Origin of the sequence: Streptomyces sp. NPDC002138, from assembly GCF_040296485.1 — a bacterium.
Taxonomy (GTDB): Bacteria; Actinomycetota; Actinomycetes; order Streptomycetales; family Streptomycetaceae; genus Streptomyces.
The window spans coordinates 34481-49931 of record NZ_JBEOXE010000013.1; the positions used below are offsets into that span (position 1 = coordinate 34481).

Annotated in this window: 22 protein-coding genes; 13 read left to right on the forward strand and 9 right to left on the reverse strand. The window is 70.3% G+C overall.

Annotation, left to right across the window (positions count from 1 at the left end; genetic code table 11):
* The first annotated feature begins 185 nt into the window (after positions 1 to 185).
* A complete protein-coding gene (locus ABT084_RS11220; RefSeq protein WP_351040965.1) occupies positions 186 to 1202 on the forward strand; it encodes an alpha/beta hydrolase in 1017 nt (338 codons plus the stop codon).
* A gap of 174 nt (positions 1203 to 1376) precedes the next feature.
* Positions 1377 to 1709 carry a LexA family protein gene (locus ABT084_RS38005; protein ID WP_502968897.1) on the forward strand — a complete coding sequence of 111 codons (333 nt, stop codon included), beginning with the start codon at positions 1377 to 1379 and terminating at the stop codon, positions 1707 to 1709.
* Between the two features lie 49 nt (positions 1710 to 1758).
* Here the strand turns inward: ABT084_RS38005 and ABT084_RS11230 are convergent, their stop codons facing one another.
* Positions 1759 to 1926 carry a hypothetical protein gene (locus ABT084_RS11230; RefSeq protein ID WP_351040968.1) on the reverse strand — a complete coding sequence of 56 codons (168 nt, stop codon included), beginning with the start codon at positions 1924 to 1926 and terminating at the stop codon, positions 1759 to 1761.
* Here ABT084_RS11230 and ABT084_RS11235 point away from each other — a divergent pair.
* Positions 1921 to 2073 carry a hypothetical protein gene (locus ABT084_RS11235; RefSeq protein ID WP_351040971.1) on the forward strand — a complete coding sequence of 51 codons (153 nt, stop codon included), beginning with the start codon at positions 1921 to 1923 and terminating at the stop codon, positions 2071 to 2073. The genes ABT084_RS11230 and ABT084_RS11235 overlap by 6 nt on opposite strands.
* Before the next feature lie 371 nt (positions 2074 to 2444).
* Positions 2445 to 3944, forward strand: coding sequence for an FAD-dependent monooxygenase (locus tag ABT084_RS11240; RefSeq protein ID WP_351040973.1), 1500 nt, complete (start codon positions 2445 to 2447; stop codon positions 3942 to 3944).
* A gap of 155 nt (positions 3945 to 4099) precedes the next feature.
* On the opposite strand, the gene ABT084_RS11245 is transcribed toward ABT084_RS11240, so the two are convergent.
* On the reverse strand, positions 4100 to 4732 hold the full coding sequence (locus ABT084_RS11245) for a TetR/AcrR family transcriptional regulator (RefSeq protein ID WP_073775346.1): 633 nt from the start codon (positions 4730 to 4732) through the stop codon (positions 4100 to 4102).
* Between the two features lie 314 nt (positions 4733 to 5046).
* On the reverse strand, positions 5047 to 5949 hold the full coding sequence (locus tag ABT084_RS11250) for a LysR family transcriptional regulator (protein WP_351040976.1): 903 nt from the start codon (positions 5947 to 5949) through the stop codon (positions 5047 to 5049).
* A 167-nt stretch (positions 5950 to 6116) separates the two neighbouring features.
* On the opposite strand from ABT084_RS11250, the gene ABT084_RS11255 reads away from it, so the two are divergent.
* The 4 genes from ABT084_RS11255 (at position 6117) to ABT084_RS11270 (ending at position 9631) form a co-directional block, all read left to right on the forward strand.
* A complete protein-coding gene (locus ABT084_RS11255; RefSeq protein ID WP_351040979.1) occupies positions 6117 to 7337 on the forward strand; it encodes an MFS transporter in 1221 nt (406 codons plus the stop codon).
* A 939-nt stretch (positions 7338 to 8276) separates the two neighbouring features.
* Positions 8277 to 8768, forward strand: coding sequence for a hypothetical protein (locus tag ABT084_RS11260; protein WP_351040982.1), 492 nt, complete (start codon positions 8277 to 8279; stop codon positions 8766 to 8768).
* Between the two features lie 459 nt (positions 8769 to 9227).
* Positions 9228 to 9392 (forward strand): DUF6233 domain-containing protein, encoded by a 165-nt coding sequence (locus tag ABT084_RS11265; RefSeq protein ID WP_351041248.1) that lies wholly within the window; start codon positions 9228 to 9230, stop codon positions 9390 to 9392.
* Between the two features lie 23 nt (positions 9393 to 9415).
* Positions 9416 to 9631 carry a hypothetical protein gene (locus tag ABT084_RS11270; protein ID WP_351040983.1) on the forward strand — a complete coding sequence of 72 codons (216 nt, stop codon included), beginning with the start codon at positions 9416 to 9418 and terminating at the stop codon, positions 9629 to 9631.
* 53 nt (positions 9632 to 9684) lie between these two features.
* Here ABT084_RS11270 and ABT084_RS11275 read toward each other — a convergent pair whose 3' ends face one another.
* The gene (locus ABT084_RS11275; protein WP_351040985.1) at positions 9685 to 10479 is read right to left on the reverse strand and encodes a hypothetical protein; all 795 of its coding nucleotides are present in this window, start codon (positions 10477 to 10479) and stop codon (positions 9685 to 9687) included.
* On the opposite strand from ABT084_RS11275, the gene ABT084_RS11280 reads away from it, so the two are divergent.
* From ABT084_RS11280 to ABT084_RS11290, 3 genes are all read left to right on the forward strand, one after another.
* On the forward strand, positions 10478 to 10639 hold the full coding sequence (locus ABT084_RS11280) for a hypothetical protein (protein ID WP_351040987.1): 162 nt from the start codon (positions 10478 to 10480) through the stop codon (positions 10637 to 10639). The genes ABT084_RS11275 and ABT084_RS11280 overlap by 2 nt on opposite strands.
* 219 nt (positions 10640 to 10858) lie before the next feature.
* Entirely contained in the window at positions 10859 to 11326 is a 468-nt protein-coding gene (locus ABT084_RS11285) for a hypothetical protein (RefSeq protein WP_351041278.1), read from the forward strand.
* Positions 11323 to 11571 carry a 2OG-Fe(II) oxygenase gene (locus ABT084_RS11290; protein WP_351041250.1) on the forward strand — a complete coding sequence of 83 codons (249 nt, stop codon included), beginning with the start codon at positions 11323 to 11325 and terminating at the stop codon, positions 11569 to 11571. Before ABT084_RS11285 ends, ABT084_RS11290 begins: the two co-directional genes overlap by 4 nt.
* 415 nt (positions 11572 to 11986) lie before the next feature.
* On the opposite strand, the gene ABT084_RS11295 is transcribed toward ABT084_RS11290, so the two are convergent.
* Positions 11987 to 12271, reverse strand: coding sequence for a hypothetical protein (locus ABT084_RS11295; RefSeq protein WP_351040989.1), 285 nt, complete (start codon positions 12269 to 12271; stop codon positions 11987 to 11989).
* A gap of 51 nt (positions 12272 to 12322) precedes the next feature.
* On the opposite strand from ABT084_RS11295, the gene ABT084_RS11300 reads away from it, so the two are divergent.
* Positions 12323 to 12499, forward strand: a complete 177-nt coding sequence (locus ABT084_RS11300; protein ID WP_351040992.1) for a hypothetical protein — start codon at positions 12323 to 12325, stop codon at positions 12497 to 12499.
* Here ABT084_RS11300 and ABT084_RS11305 read toward each other — a convergent pair.
* The 4 genes from ABT084_RS11305 to ABT084_RS11320 all read right to left on the reverse strand — a co-directional run bounded on the left by ABT084_RS11305 (position 12480) and on the right by ABT084_RS11320 (position 14493).
* A complete protein-coding gene (locus ABT084_RS11305) occupies positions 12480 to 12872 on the reverse strand; it encodes a hypothetical protein (protein WP_351040994.1) in 393 nt (130 codons plus the stop codon). The genes ABT084_RS11300 and ABT084_RS11305 overlap by 20 nt on opposite strands.
* 287 nt (positions 12873 to 13159) lie before the next feature.
* Complete coding sequence (locus ABT084_RS11310; RefSeq protein WP_351040997.1) at positions 13160 to 13429, reverse strand: hypothetical protein; 270 nt, start codon at positions 13427 to 13429, stop codon at positions 13160 to 13162.
* Positions 13426 to 13725 carry a hypothetical protein gene (locus tag ABT084_RS11315; protein WP_351040999.1) on the reverse strand — a complete coding sequence of 100 codons (300 nt, stop codon included), beginning with the start codon at positions 13723 to 13725 and terminating at the stop codon, positions 13426 to 13428. The genes ABT084_RS11310 and ABT084_RS11315 overlap by 4 nt, the downstream gene beginning before the upstream one ends.
* A gap of 114 nt (positions 13726 to 13839) precedes the next feature.
* Positions 13840 to 14493 (reverse strand): hypothetical protein, encoded by a 654-nt coding sequence (locus ABT084_RS11320; protein WP_351041002.1) that lies wholly within the window; start codon positions 14491 to 14493, stop codon positions 13840 to 13842.
* A gap of 327 nt (positions 14494 to 14820) precedes the next feature.
* Between ABT084_RS11320 and ABT084_RS11325 the strand changes: the two genes are divergently transcribed.
* Positions 14821 to 15105, forward strand: a complete 285-nt coding sequence (locus ABT084_RS11325) for a hypothetical protein (RefSeq protein ID WP_351041004.1) — start codon at positions 14821 to 14823, stop codon at positions 15103 to 15105.
* Positions 15106 to 15451: the final 346 nt, after the last annotated feature.

Consider the following 15451-nt stretch of genomic DNA (forward strand, 5'->3'; position numbering starts at 1 on the left):
ACACGACCATGCAGAAGCGACCGACCAGGGCACCGAGGAACTGCTGCGGATGTTCGGCCTCCCGGCGACGAGGCCCACGAGATCTGCCGGCAGCCACTGCCCCGACCTGGAAGGTGCGGCCGACCGGCAAGGCACCACCCCTTGAAGCCGAGAAGCGCGACCACCGAACGAAAGGTGCGCAGCACATGACACTCCGACACGTCCTCAGCGGCCTGGGCGCCGCGGCGACCCTCGGCGCTGCCGCGGCGATCAGCGCACGTCGCCGCGCTCTGGCGGCAGTCCCCCGCGAGCTGCGGCACCCCGTGCTCTTCCTTCCGCTGAACTTCGGCAACCCGGTCACTCTGGCCATCGCCCGCCGCCTCGTGCCCTTGGCGGGAGCCGCCATGAGGCCCGGCGTCCGCGTCGAGCGGCGCACGCTGCCGGCCACAGCCGACGAGCGCCCCGTCGAGGTGCTCACCTACCAGGCATCAGGCAGAGCGCCGCGCGCAGCGCTGCTCTGGATCCACGGCGGAGGAATCGTCATGGGTGCCGCTCGGCAGGAGAACACCTGGTGCAGCCGCGTTGCCGACGAACTCGGCGTTCTGGTCGTCAGCGTCGACTACCGCCTCGCACCCGAAAATCCGTACCCCGCAGCTCTGGACGACTGCTTCAGTGCGCTCCGCTGGCTTCACGCCAGCGCCGCCGACCTCGGCGTCGATCCCGCCCGCATCGCCGTCGGCGGCGAAAGCGCCGGAGGCGGACTCGCCGCCGCCGTGGTCCAGCGCGCCCACGATGCAGGAGTGCCGGTCCGGTTCCAACTGCTCCTCTACCCCATGCTCGACGACCGCACGGCTCTACGCGCCGCCCCTCCCAACAGCGCCATCTATACGTGGACCCCGGACTCCAACCGCTTCGCATGGACCTCCTACCTCGGCCGCCCGCCACAGGACCGCGACGATCGCCCCTATATTGCGGCGGCAAGGCGTAGGAACCTCGCCGGGCTGCCGCCCTCGTGGATCGGTGTGGGCGACATCGACCTGTTCCACGACGAAGATGTTGACTACGCCCGACGCCTGAGCGAGGCCGGCGTCGCCTGCGAGCTGCGGCTCGAATCAGGCATGTACCACGGCGCTGATGCCTTGCTCGACGGCAAAGCACCTTCAATGACCGCTTTCCGCACTGCCGCCCTCGACGCTCTGCGAACTGCCCTGGCAAAGCCCTGACCGCCCGGACGGCGCCGTCCTGTCCGGGCTACCACCCGGGGGCGGCCGAAAATCCGTCACCGAGCCGGCCTCCGCCGACCCGGACAGGGCGCGTGCCCGCCAGCGATCACTGCCGTCCCGGGTGCCAACCTGTTGGCCTCTGGCCCTTTGCCCATCCACATTCCCGCGGGTTCCGTGTACATCTCCTACGAGAATCCCGGAACCCGCTGGATTCCGGTCGTCGGCGACAGCATGATCGAGGCCGCCATCTGCGACGGCGACATCGTCACCGTCCGGCGCCAGGACAGCGCCGACCACGGCGAATGGCGTCCGGTTGAGCGGTCCCCGGACCTGCGTGTCGAAGCGTGCGAGTTCCTGGAACTGGGACATCTGGAGTTCCTACGCCCATCGCAGATTGTGTGGGGCGGGGCCCCAGTTTCCTGGAGCGAAGGCATTGGTGCCGCGCCCCTAGCTGCTCCAGCATCTGCATCTTTTGTGCGGGCAGCATCGGCTTGGTCACGGGACTGAGGGAGCCGTGGCAGGGCGTGATTGGTCCCGCGCTGCACGCTGCCCGGCTCTACGGAAGGGTCAGGAACGGGGCCCAGGATCTGGCCGAGGCCGTGAGGTCGTTGCTGTCGTGGGCGGCGCGGCCGGCCAGCACGACGCGGTCGGGACGCAGGAGGGCGGCGCTGCCGCGCAGCCACGTACGGAGCGCGGAAGCGGCATCGGATCCTTCGACATGCACCGGTACATCACCGAGGTACCGACCTACGTCCGGCTCACCGCCGACGGGAACGTGTACGTCGATGCTCGCGCCTACCCGCTGTCCGAGGTCTCCGAAGCCTGGGCGGCGCCGCAGCCGGGACCGCGCCCCGTCCTGGTCGAAGGGTGAGCGGCTGTCGCCGGTGAAGCCCGTCTACCCGCCGCGCGCCACTCCGAGGCCCCGGCCGTCAGGGCCCGCGGAGCCTCGGCGCACCTGACTGCTCCGTTGCCGACTGCGGCCCCCTGTGTCTCTCCATGACGCCAGAGCCGGCCGGCCTGGGGGCTGGATTGCCCGCCACTTCTTTAATGGCTACAATGTATCCGAAACAGTGGATCAGCGTGCTGCTACCCCACCGGCCGCGGTGCTGGCGGAGGGGGCACTCGCATCCTTCGGTTGCTTGTCCGCCCGGCTGTCGCGGCCTTGGGCGGACCGGAACGGCCTGCAGCGCCTCGCGCCCGCTACGCGGCCTGCATCAAGAGACTCAGTTGAGGTCGATCACCATGACACAAGCCCACGACATCGATGTCCTCGTCGCAGGAGCCGGCCCCACCGGCTCAACTCTGGCGGCCGATCTGCTCAGGCGCGGCCTGAGCGTTCGCGTCGTCAACAAGGCACCCCATGCCTTCGAGGGCTCCCGGGCCAAAGGGGTCCAGCCCCGTACCCAGGAAGTCCTCGAAGACCTCGGCGTACTGGAGGAAGCCCACGAGCAGGGCGGTCCGTATCCGCTGGCCGGCATCCACCTGGGACCGGTCACGGCGCCGTGGAAGATGCAGCAGCGCAGCAAGGTGACCGCTGACGTCCCTTACCCGAACATCCTGCTGCTGCCGCAGCACCGGACCGACGCCATCCTCCACCGCCTGCTTACGCGCCTGGGGCTGAGCATCGAGTACGGCGTGGCGCTGGAGACCTTCGAGCAGGACAGTGAGGGCGTGACCACGACGCTATCCACCGGGGAACGGGTCCGCAGCAAGTACCTGGTGGGAGCCGACGGTGGGGCCAGTGCCGTCCGCGAGACCACCGGGCTCGGGTTCGCGGGAACGACGGACGACTCCGACAATACCCTGATCATCGACTGCACGATCGACGGGCTCTCCCGCGACCGCTGGCATATATGGCCCCGGGCCTCCGCAGGCGCCTGCCCGCTCCCGCACTCCGACCAGTTTCAGGTGATGATCCGCCTGAAGCCGGGCGACACGCCCAACCTCGACCACACGGCCCTGGCCGACCAGTTCCACCAGCTCACCGGGCACAAGCTCCGCGACATCACCTGGACCTCGGCATTCCGGCCCAATGTCCGGCTCGTCGAGCACTACCGCGTCGGTCGCGTCCTCCTGGCGGGCGACGCCGCCCACGTACACACCCCGGCCGGTGCGCAGGGCCTCAACACCGGCGTCCAGGACGCCTACAACCTGGGCTGGAAGCTCGGCCAGGTGATAGCCGGCGCCCCGGACAGGCTCCTGGACAGCTACGAGGAGGAACGCCTCCCGATCGCCGCCGGCGTCCTGGGCAAGTCCAGCGAGCTCTACGCCAACCTCAGCAAGCACCGGGTCTCGGGCCTGAAGCGAGGAGACGAGGAGCGCCAGCTCGCCCTCACCTATCGCGGCGGCCCGCTCGCTCCTGTCGAGTGCGCGCAGACCAAGACCCTGCATGTGGGAGACAGGGCGCCCGACGCCCCGTGTGCCGGCTCCGGAGTGCGCAGGCTGTTCGAAGCCTTCAGTGGACCGCACTTCACCGTGCTGGCCTTCGGGTCCGCCGCCCGCGTGCTGCCCGACCTGGCATGGCCGGTGAGCGGAGCCGAGCTGCGCCGCTACGAGGTCCGCTCGGAGCGGTCGTCGGCCCAGGGGCACCTCGCGGACACCACGGAACGCCTGGCCGCGATCTACGGCGTCGAGGGCGACGCCTTGATCCTCATCCGTCCCGATGGATACATCGGCGCCATCGTCACCAGGGACTTCGTGACCGAGTTCAACGCGGTGGCCGAGGTGTTCACCCCCAGGTGAGATTGCCGGCCCTCGAAGCGGTGGGCCATACAACGGCGGGGGCAGGCTTCAGGCCTGCCCCCGCCGCTGTCATGTGGCACGCAGCTCATGCCCGGCGCGCTCCAGCCGGCCGAGCATGAGCCAGGGCGGCAGGCGCGGCCCGTCGGCGTCTGGCTTCAGAGGCCGCTGTTCTTGGCCTGCTCCAGGCCGTTCAGGAGGAGCTCCAGGCCGAAGTGGAACTCCTCCTGCAGCGGCACCGACGTAAGCTCCTCGGCTGCGGCGATGATGACCGGGAAGGCGCTGGGGTCGAGGGAGTTGTAGTAGTCGCGCAGCTGGTCCTGGTCCTCGGGGCGCGGCGTTCCGGGGCCGTGCTGCTGGAGCGCGAAGCCGATCACGTAGTGACCGATCGCGGTGAACGCGCGCGCGGCCAGGGCGAGAGGAAAACCGTGGCCCAGGAACAAGGCGATCAGGCGCTCCCGGGCGCGAAGACCATTGGGGCCCACGGGGACCTGTGCCGCCAGAAGAGGCAGGACGTTGGGGTGCTCGCGGAGCGTGCCGTAGAACGCCTCCGCGGCCGCTGTCACCGCCTTGCGCCAGGGCAGGTCTGCGAGGTTCTCCGCGGGTACGCGGATCTCGCCGAGGATCCGGTCGGCGACGAGCGCGAGGAGTTCGTCCTTGCCGTCGAAGTGCCGGTAGAGCGTTGCCGTTCCCGAGTTCAGCGACTCGGCGAGCATGCGCAGGGTCAGCGCCTGGATACCGACCTCGTCGATAAGGCGCAGTGCCGTGTCGACGATTCGCCCGGCGTCCATCGGGGGACGGCCTCGCCGGTACACCGGGGCTGGCGCTCGGTTCGCCCACCATGCGGGGCTTCCCGGCGTGTGCGCAACCTCCTTGGCCATGACGGGTTGTCCTCTCGCACAGGGTTCGCCGGGACCAGTCACCGCGAACAGGATTAATGGTTTTATCGTAGCCGTTAATGTCGGGGCTGTGAGCTCCTCGCCCGCCTGGAGCCGCCGGCCTTTATCTCGGGTGCCCCCCTGACCGTGGCGGCTCGCGGCTATGACCCAGCCTTCCCCGCGTGCGGTGGAGCGCGGTGAAGCCGCTCCGGGATGTGCGGGTGCGCTCAGCTCGGTACTCCGACAGGGGGCTGGGCGCGTACGAGGTCCGCGAAAGCCTGGGCCACCGCCGAGAGCTGGCGCCTTCCCGGAAGGACGAGCGAGATCTCGAAGCGCGGGGAGGGATCCACCGCGATCAGGGCCAGGCTCGCCGCATGCGGCCCCGACACCAGGGAGGCGTTCATGAACGCGCACCCGAAGCCGGCCCGGACCAGGTCCACGGCCGCGGGGATGTCCGTGACCTCAACAGCGATCTCCCGGCGGATCCCACTGTGGAGGAACAGTCTGTCCACGCAGACCCGGGTGCCCCAGCCGGCCGGGAAGTCGACGAACCGCTCGCCGTCCAGTTCCGCCAAGGTCACGGACTGGGACCGGGCCAGTTTGTGGCCGGGCGGGCAGGCGAGCACGAGGGGCTCCGAGGCCAGAGCGTGCGCGACCACCCCGGGAGGGTAGTCACCGGGCAGCGCCGCGAACGCAAGGTCGAGGCTGCCGTCCTCGACGCAGGCCGCCAGCTCGGCCGAACCGCCGGCAACGGTGCGCGGGACGATCTGGACTTGAGGCCGATCGTGATGGAAGCGGGCCATGACGGCCGCCAGGTCGATGAGCATGGGGGTCTGCAGAATGCCCAGGCGCACGGTGCCCCGCAGGCCGCCGTGCGTGGCCGTGACCGCGTCCCGGGCCGATTCCACCGCTGCCAGCACGGCCCGGGCTTCGGGTAGCAGCGCGCGCCCGGCGTCGGTGAGCTCCACCCGCTGGGTGGTGCGCTCGAAGAGAGGGCCACCCAGCTCGCGCTCCAGGCCGCGCACGGATACCGACAGCGTCGACTGCGTCAGGTGCACGCGCGCCGCGGCCCGGGTGAAACTGCTCTCCTCGGCGACGGCGATGAAGTGCTGCAGGTGCCGCAACTCCACGTCATTTACTCCATCAATGATGTCGATCGATTTTCTTCGCTGGACTGCATAATGCCAGCCAGAGCACCCTGGGGGCCATGTCTACGGTGCATTCTCAAGGGCGCTCAAAGTGCCTGGGTTCGTCCAGCGGCCCACGTTCAGCGCGCACGTGGAGCCAGCGGCGCCACATGTTCGGGTTCACGGTGGTGGCGCTCGCGTTCCTGGTGAACATGGGGTTCTCCGCGGCTCCCACCCCGCTGTACGTGCTTTACCAGGAGCGTGATCATTTCTCCACCATCATGATCACGGTCGTCTACGCCGCCTACGCCGTAGGCGTCATCGGCGCACTGTTCCTCGCCGGCCACCTCTCCGACTGGTTCGGACGCCGGAAAGTCCTCGTGACCGCTCTCCTCGTCGACGCGGCCAGCGGGCTGCTGTTCCTGACCGAGCCCGGTGTGCTCGGCCTTCTTCTGGCGCGGATCGTGTGCGGTGTCTCCATCGGGCTCACCACCGCGACGGCCACGGCCTACCTGGCCGAGCTGTACCGCGGAGCACGCGGTACAGAAGGTTCCCCCGGGCGCCCGCAGATCGTGGCGGCCGGAGCGAACCTGGGAGGCATAGGCACCGGCCCTCTCGTCGCCGGGCTGCTCGCCCAGTACGCTCCCCGGCCGCTTTGGCTTCCCTACCTCGTCTTCGACGCCGCCCTGCTGCTCCTGGCCTTCCTGGTCCTCCTCGCGCCTGAAACCGTGGACGCCTCAGCCTCCCGGCCGCGCTACCGGCCCCAGCGCATCGCCGTGCCCCCGCAGGCACGCAGCCTGTTCCTCGCCGCAACCGCCACGGGATTCGCCACCTTCTCCGTCTTCGGAGTCCTCAACTCCCTGGTCCCGTCATTCCTCGCCGGCGCGCTCCACGCCCATTCCCACGCCCTGGCCGGCGCGGTGGCCTTCACCGCGTTCGCCTCGGGGGCCCTCGCCCAGATCGCCGCAAGCCGCGCAGGCCTGCGGCAGATCATCCGGCTGGGGCGGCTGCTGCTCCTGCCGGGGCTTGCCGCACTCACGGCAGGCATGTGGATCCCGGACCTTGCCGTGTTCATCACCGGCAGCGTGCTCGCCGGCGCGGGCGTCGGGCTCTCCTTCAGGGGCGCCTTGATCGCGGCCGGTGAGAGCGCGCCGCCCCACTCGCGCGCCGAGGTCCTCGCCGGCTTCTTCCTGGGCACCTACGTGGGACTGTCCGTACCGGTCATCGGCCTGGGGCTCGCCACCCGGTACGCATCGCCGCGGTCGGTGATGCTGGTCTTCGTGATCCTGGTCGCCGCGGCCGCCCTGACGAGTTCGCGGCGGATGATCATCCACCTCGCGACCGGCTCGCTCAGGCCGGGAGCGGCGGCGCGTAGTCCAGGACGCCGCTGAGGGCGGATGTGCCTACGCGAGCTCCGTACCGGCGACCACGGGGCCGTCGGCAGGGAGGTATTGCCCCCCCACTCGCGCAGCGCCGCGAGCGTCGGGAACAGGGCCTTGACCAGTTCGGGCAGTTGCAGGTCCTGGCCACGCGGCCCGCCGTCCTGACCGACGGCCGGTCCCCGGCACCACGGGCCGTCGGAGATCTCCTCATCGAGCTCCGCAAGGTAGGCGCCTTGGCTATCTCTCCGCCGGTCTGCGCCGACTGCGGCAAGGGTCTGCGAAGCCTCCAGCGGCAGGGCCAGGACTGGTACTGCTCGGTCTGCGTCAAAGAGACCACGGAATGCGCCGCCTGCATCCCGGCGAGCCCGGCGTCCGGGCCCGGATCTACGCCGACCTCCTGCGCCCAGGACACGACGGCCCGTAACCACAGGTCTCGGGCAAGCCACCCTCGCGGAGGCCGTGCCCAAGGCGCTCAGGCTTGCAGTCGGCCCCTACAAGGGGGTGAGCGCGCTCGGTGCCAGCAGTGGAAGCATCGGCCGCTCTCGGACGTACTGCGGGCGCCGACGGCGCCCTCAGCCATCCTCAGGAGACAAAGCCTCTTGCGGCCTTGCCGCAGGTTGTCCGACCGTGTGGGCTCTGCTGGGGCCGGTGAGCCAGCGGTGCGAAGCCGCAGGATCCAGCCCAGCTTCCAGCTCCGGCGCGAGCACGGCGTCCACCTCCGTGAGTGAGCCGCCGCTGTCACCGCGCGCGTCCCGATATAGGCGGCCTGTCAAGTCCCGAGATTCAGCGACATGACGGAGCCGCTCGCCTAAGGCCTACTTGAAGCACGGGTTCACCCAGACACAAAGTGGCCCGCCCGCACCATCCAGAAAGCAGGGTGGCGCGCTTCACGGGACATGGGTCCTACTGCCGAGGGTGCTATAGGCGCCTACGGCCTCCCATGCACCCTTGCGGATAGTCAAGCAAATCGCTGACTCCGATCGAGATAAGGTGAAAAAAATGGCGTTTAAGAAAGTTGTCGTGAAGCTGCATCACATCTTCAACGAAAGCACCGGGGACGATCCGGGAAGCGAGCTGGAGATCTTTGGTCGTTTTGATGCCGCGCGTCTCGCTTTTAACCCCGACATCGGTGAAGTCATCCCCCTGGTTTCGTCCAATCTGTTCGACAGGTCAAGCGACCACGCCCGGGACATTGAAGAGGGAACTGCCTTGATTGTGGACACCTCTGCAGAATTCGACATTTTCAATGGCGAATTCCTGCAGATTGCCGGCCACCTGTCGGAACAGGACACCTTCGGCCCTGACGATCACCTTGGCAGCGTAGACCTCAGAATCCCGTTCAATTCCATCAGCACTGGACTTGTAGACCTGGGAGTGTTCGAAGAGAGTGGTCAGCGAGTCAGCGTGAAGCTGTCAGCCACGATGACAGCACAGGGGTAGAGGGATTATCGAACCGCCGACATCGCGCATATCATGGCGCATTCGTCAGCTGATAATTACCTGTTCTGATCTCCCAAGCAGCCTAGGACTCCTGCAGACGTCAGGAGCCCTAGGCTGGCGGCTGTTGCCGACCTCTCTAGCCTGTCGCTCAGAATCTGTGGGCGGCGTCTTCACTGGTCAGGCGCAGGGCCGGCGACTCGGTGGGCGTGACGTCTCGTCGCTCCCGGAGAGGTTGCAGATGCCGTCGGTTGTCGGACTGCTGGAACAGCACGAGCTCGCTGTACAGGGTCGGTGATGGCCGAGCTGCCGCCGGACGAGGCCCGGCTCCGCACGGTCGTCATCTAGCTCCGCGCCGAGCTGACCCGCGCGGAACGGGCCCTGCTGAGCGCCGAGCAGCAGGAAGCCGCGGCCCAGCGCAGGACGCCGCCGGAGCCGCCCGCGTGGCTGGTCTAGCACGGGATAGGCGTCGGGCGACCTCCCACTCCGGTCCACGCCGGGGACTGCTGGGCCACCGGAAAACGCTGCGTGCCCGCCTCCGCAGAGCAGCTGCGCGAACTCCTCACCCGCGGTGTGCCCGCCTGCATCCGCTGCCGTCCGGACACCGCCCTCGGCGTGCTGGAGTGAGCGCGTGCACGCAGGGCGGGCGCATGAACGCTGACACGCCGCAGGTCGTCATCAACCCGCCCGAGGACCAGGGCCAGCGACGCGTCCGCGTCGACGGGGCGGACCTCGGGCGCGCCCGCGATCTGCGGGACATCTTGGAGTTCCTGCGCCGGGCCGGCCTCGACCCCGACGACATCGACCCCCACGACGACACCCTCTTCACGTGGAACGGCGGCGGCCCCGACTGGAGCCAGCCGTAGGACGGGCGAGTCCGAGGCCGCCATTCCAGAATTGTGGAATGGGAGTCCTGTGCTCAGAGGAGGGTGCCGCACAGGGTTCGGCGGTCGCCGGTGATGGCGTGGCGGCGGGCCGCGAGACCGTTCTCCAGGTCCTCCCCGATCTGCTCGCACAGCGGGGCGAGGCGCTCCGCGGCCCGGGCGTCGGAGAGGTAGGCCGGGGCGATCTCCAGTATCAGCTCTCCCAACTCCATCGCGGTCGCGGCGAGATCGTCGGCAACCAGGCGCAGCACGGCGACCGCCGGATCCGCCCCGCCCACGGGAGCGGCCGGTGCTGGGGCCGGTGCGCTGCGGACGTCGCGGACGTCGCGGACGGCCTGGTGTACTACCGCGCCGAGCGCGTTCTCGTCCGGTGGGGCGCCGTGCCCGGTGAGGACGGCAAGGCGGCGGGTGTTCAGGGCGACTACCTCGTCCTCGCGGCCCGCGACGGCCGGCAGCGCTCGCTGGGAGAGCCCGAAATCGAGCGCGTCCCGCGCCGTAGGGGTGTCTCGCGCGTGGGACACCCCGCCGACGGCTTCGAGCGCGGCCGCGATCGCCTCGGCCGCCCGGGAGACCTCGATCAGCCGGTACGCCTGTGCGCGGCTGACACCGAATTCCGCCTCCGCGTACGCCGCCCACGAGGCGTGCCCCAGGACCGTCCAGACCCGTGCTTCGTGAGCGGTGCGCACCCGCTGGGCCAGGACCGCGACTGAGAGGTGGACGTCGCCCAGGGCCTCGCGGATCCCGGCCGTCATCGTCCGGGCCGCCGTCACGTCCAGCGGTGCCAGTTCCCCGTCGGCGTTCTCGTCCCGGCCCTCGGCCTGGCGCTTCATGCCTTCATCGTCGCGGCCCGGTCAGGCCTGCGGCAGTGGCAAAGGGGAGTCCGGACGAGCGGGACGCACCACGTCACTGCGGGATGTCCTCGAATTCCTGCGCCGGGCCGGCCTGGACCCTGACGACGTCCGCCTGGACGCCGCGCTGCTCATCGAGTGACGCGGCAGCGGTCGCTGGCTGCTGGACGCCGACGCCGACCAGCAGCTGGAGAGCCGCTGCCGACTGCGGAGCAGAGCCCCGTCATTGACCTGGCAGGCGCCGGTGAAGAGGTCGCCAGGCTATGGCGCGGCGACCCGGCCCGGGCCAATCCCCGGGATCGTCCCCTTGGATGGCTAGGCTGCTCGGTATGCGGAGGATAGTTCGGGAGGGGATCGGCAGATGACTAGATCGAGGCAGCGGACCGTACCGCTCCTGGACGCCGTCGCCGCGGCCCTCCGGGGAGCGCCGGGCAGTGTGCGCGAGGAATCCGCCGACCCACTGGCGGCCTCGCCCGTCCCGGTCGTCGTCCTGGACGAGTTCCTGGCCCGGCCCGAGCTGGACAATCTGGTCGAATGGGTGGTGGGCCACGAGGCGAGTTTCGCCGTCAGCGGGGTGATCACTCCGTCGGGCACCGGACGCCTGGACACAGGTCACCGCCGCTCCAAGGTCCTCTCCGCGCACGGTCCGTTCAAGGCCCTGTCCGAGGAGCGGCTGATGTCCGCGCTCGGGCATGTCCGCGAGCGGCTCGGCATGGCCGACTTTCCGGTGCGCCAGATCGAGATGCAGATCACGGCGAGCAACGACGGGGAGTACTTCCAGCCGCACACCGACAACACACACACCGGCTGCTCACCTGCCGGGAGCTGACCTACGTCTACTTCTTCCACCGGGAGCCGGTGCCGTTCACTGGTGGTCGGCTGCGCTTCCTGGAGACCCGGCTGGTCGATGGCCAACCCATCCCCGGCCCGGCGGTCGCCGAGATCGAGCCCCGGCAGAACAGCGTGGTGTTCTTCCCCAGCTTCCATTACCACGAGGTCGAGACGGTCTCCTGTCCGTCCCGTCGCTTCACCGACAGCCGGTTCACCGTCAACGGCTGGTTCCGAAGCGCATGACCGCGGACCGGACGTCGCCGCCGCATTTCCACGTCGTCGACTGCTTCTCCCCGCTCGCGGCACCTGCCCCGGCGGCGTCTCGTCGAGCACTTCGCCGAACCTGACCGCCAGTCGCCGGTTTCCCACGGCGTCTGGAACTACTGGCACGTACCCGGTCTCTACACCTATCTGTGTGCTGAGCCCCGCCGCCTGCTCGACGCCCGGCTGGTCGACCGCTTCCTGGCCGAACTCCGGCATTGGAGCCTGTACACCCTGGGCTGTTCAGAGGTGAGCCCGCCGTGTCCGAGCCTCCACGTGAACGGGTGCCGACAGGACCTGCACAACGACGCGGCCAACGGCCGGTGCGCGTACGTGTGGTCGCTGACCGACCCGAGCCGGCCGTTCATCGGGGGATCGTCCTGTTCCGGCCCGAGCCCTACTGGGGGACGGCGGCCACCGAACGGCCCGTCGCCGGCGAGGGCTTGTACGATCTGGTCGCGCCGGAGTTCAACCGGCTGGTGGTGTTCGACGACCGGCTGGTCCACGGCGTCGAACCCGTCGAGGGCGGGATGGCCCCGCTGGACTGCCGGTTGGTGTCCACGGCCACCTGCGCGAGGGCGAGCCGTGGGCCAGCGGCGGCCTCGCGGGCGAGAGCCAGGCCGTCCACGCCGAGCTCGGTCGGCTGGCCGACCGGTTGGCCGCCGCGCTGCCTGGGCACCATGGTCTCCTCTGCCTTCGGCTGGCCGTCACCCCGGCCGGCACGGTAGCCGGGGTGGACGTCCTGACCGAGCGGCTGCTGCGGCACGCCAGCCCCGCGCTCCCCGCAGAGGAGCTGTCCGCGCTCGCGGTGCGGACGGCGCGGCGCGCGGTCCTCCCGCCGGCGCCGGAGCCGAGCGTGATCGTCGCACCGGTTCGGATCCGGCCGGAGCTCAGTCGAGCGGGCCGCTGAAACCGGTGCTGACGAAATGGAAGAACATCGCGGTGACCGTCAGGCGGGGCGGCATCGGCGGACGCCGGTGCGGGATCCGGCAGCCCGGGTAGAGAAGCCCCTCGCCGAGGGACCGGTAGGCGATGATCCGGCCCTCGGGCACGTCGAGCACCAGCGGCCACGGTACCTCCCCCGGAGGCTCCGGCAGACAGTCCACGTACAGCGAGACGGTGTAGGCGCACTGCTCGCGATCGGTGTGCACCGGTAGCTCCGCTCCGTCATGGTAGACCGCGGTGAACACGTACGACGGAACGACGTTCTCCCCCACCAGGTCCGAGACGAGCGGGGCGAGCCGGTGATGGGTTAGCGAGGCGACGGGTTCGTTGTGCTGCACCCACCGGCGCTCGCTCTGCCGGTCCCGTCCTGCGTGGCGCCTGTTCTGACGAGCCGTCGGGTGTGCAGCCGGAGGCTGCCGAGGTGGAAGGGGTGCAGCACCTGGCCGAGCGGCGTGCATCCGTTCTTCCTGAGGACGTCGCCGGTGGCACTGGACAGGAGTGCGCCCGGCACCGTCGAGGTCGGCTCCCGCAGAACGGCGACGCCCGCGGCCGCCAGCAGTCCCCGCCAGCGGGGTGTGAGCGCCGGGAGCCGGTCCGGCTGCTGGGCGGCCTCCACGGACGCCAGTCACTCGGGGCCGAGCCAGAACGGCAACGGGAGGAACGGCGTCCCGGGGGCGACGACCACCGGTCCCGACCGGAACTCGGCGCCCAGTCCCAGCTCCCGCGCACTCGACACGACCAGCCCGGCGGCCGGGACCTCTGCCTCCGCCTCGGTGGGAAGCAGCGCCCGGACCCGCTCCGGACAGGTGTAGCCGGGCTGTTCGTCGAGCACGCAGCCGAACACGCTCCGCGCCGCCTGGTCCGAGCCGTCCGCGTACCAGTGGTGACCGCTCACGGAGCGTCCCCCAGGTGGCCGATGACCGCCAACTGCCGCTGCTGGAACGACCGGCTGCGGCCCTCCACGGGCGTGCTGGCCACCGTCAGGTACGCGGGGAACACCACGGCCTGATTCCCGGACGGCAGCACCGACTCGAAGCGCTCGGTCGGCACGACCGAGGTTCCGGTACGACGCCCGTGGTGGATCCGCAGCTCGGGCGGCTCGGCCGCGGACGGCAGGAACAGGACCACCCCGACCCCGCGGCCGAACGGCGGCGGACGGAGCTCGAAGGCCTGCCCAGGCCCCAGAGCCACCAGCCGAAGCTCATGCTCGTTCCCCAGCCGCGACTGCGGCAGCGCCTCCAGCACACGCCGGCGTACCCGTTCGGCCACCCGCTCACCGACATCCCCGAGCTCGTCCTGCAGAACCTAAAAGCTTCGCTCGACCATGCCCGGAGCGTCGGGCGCCGGCGAGACCACCGTCTCGTTGGCGAAGGACCGCTTGCGTGCCAGGGCCCACTCCCTGAGCTCAGCGAGTTCCGCCTCCGTGAACAGCTCGTCCAGCACCGCGGACTCGGCCGTGAGCACCTCGAGCGGATCGAACAGGGGCGGCGGCTCCTCGTCCGGCGGCGGCCCCGGTTCGGGCTCGGACTCCGACGGCGGTGGCCCGAGCGAAGAAAACGGCGGGAAGAACGGTGGCGAGGGGACGAACGGCGGTGGCGGGGGGACGAACGGCGGTGAGGCTGGCGGGAAGAACGGCGGAGGCGACGGCTCGAAGATCGGCGGCTCGGGCGGCTTGAACATATGCACATCGGCCTTTGCGTACGTCTGTTCGGGTTCGGGCCGCCGGTCGAGTGCCCGCTCTGCCACGGCACGTCCGAGCTGGCCCATCAGCCGCTGACCGATCAGCTGCGCGGCGGCGTCCATCACGGACTCTCCCGCAGCGGGACCGTGCCGCTCGACGGCCTGGGCCGCGATCGCCCGCAGCAGCTGGCGTTCGGCGCCGGAGAGCACCCGGTCGTCAGCCGCGAGCGCCGCGACGACCGCCTCGGCCAGGGCAGCCGGATCCGGAATGTCAGCCATGTCGGCCCACCACCACTCCCTTCTGTGACGGAACCGTCGGCTTCGCACTTCGCATACTCACTTCATCGGCGACACGGCCGACTCAACGGCGCCCGGCTACTTCGTGAGTGGCTGCCAGGCCCCACTCCCACGGGCGGTGGCCCCATGGACAGCCATGGAGGCGAGGTCGGTGCAGGCACGCGCCCAAACTCCCCGGCCGCCAGGGCGGCGAGCGCGTCGGCGGCCCAGCCGGACAACGCGTCCTCCCCGGCTGCGTCCTCGGCCAGTGCCAGATGTGGGTCATCGAGGCGGAACCGGCGCGGGGAGCCGACCGGTGCCGTCGACCTCATGGAAGCCCTGCGCGCCAGTGTCGAGCGGGCCCGGAGTCCGAAGGACACCGGCGAGAAGGCCTCCTCCCCCGGCGCCCGGGCGGTCGGCGGCAAGAAGGCGCCGGCCGCGAAGAAGCGGGCGCGCTCCGGGCCGGCAGCCAAGGGCCGGGAGCCGGCGGCGCTGACGAAGGCCGAGCTGTACGAGAAGGCGGCCGCGGCCGGCATCCCGGGCCGCTCGTCCATGAACCACGACCAGCGCGCCGACGCCCTCGCCCACACCGGCCGCGACCGGCGCAAGGCCTGACCGCCGCGTCATGGACTACTGCGCCCAGTGCGGATGGTGGGCCAAGCCCCACTGCGGGCACTGAAATTCAGCCACGCACGAGGGGTGCCATACCAGCCACCCCGGGCGTAGCGTGAGCCCCGATGGCCCCACCATCCGGCGCCGCCTCTCCCAAGTAGCGGGCGCCCCGAGAGCCCCCCCGATGCGCCCCCGCGCGGCGGGGCCCCCTGCACCCAGCCGCACCCCCGGCGCCTGCGACCCATTCTGTCCTCACGTCCGGGGCGCCAGAACATCGAGCCCTGCCACCGTGCGGGGGATCGTGCGTCACGGTCCAATCACGGGCCCGCGCGTCCAGCCGAGGGCCACG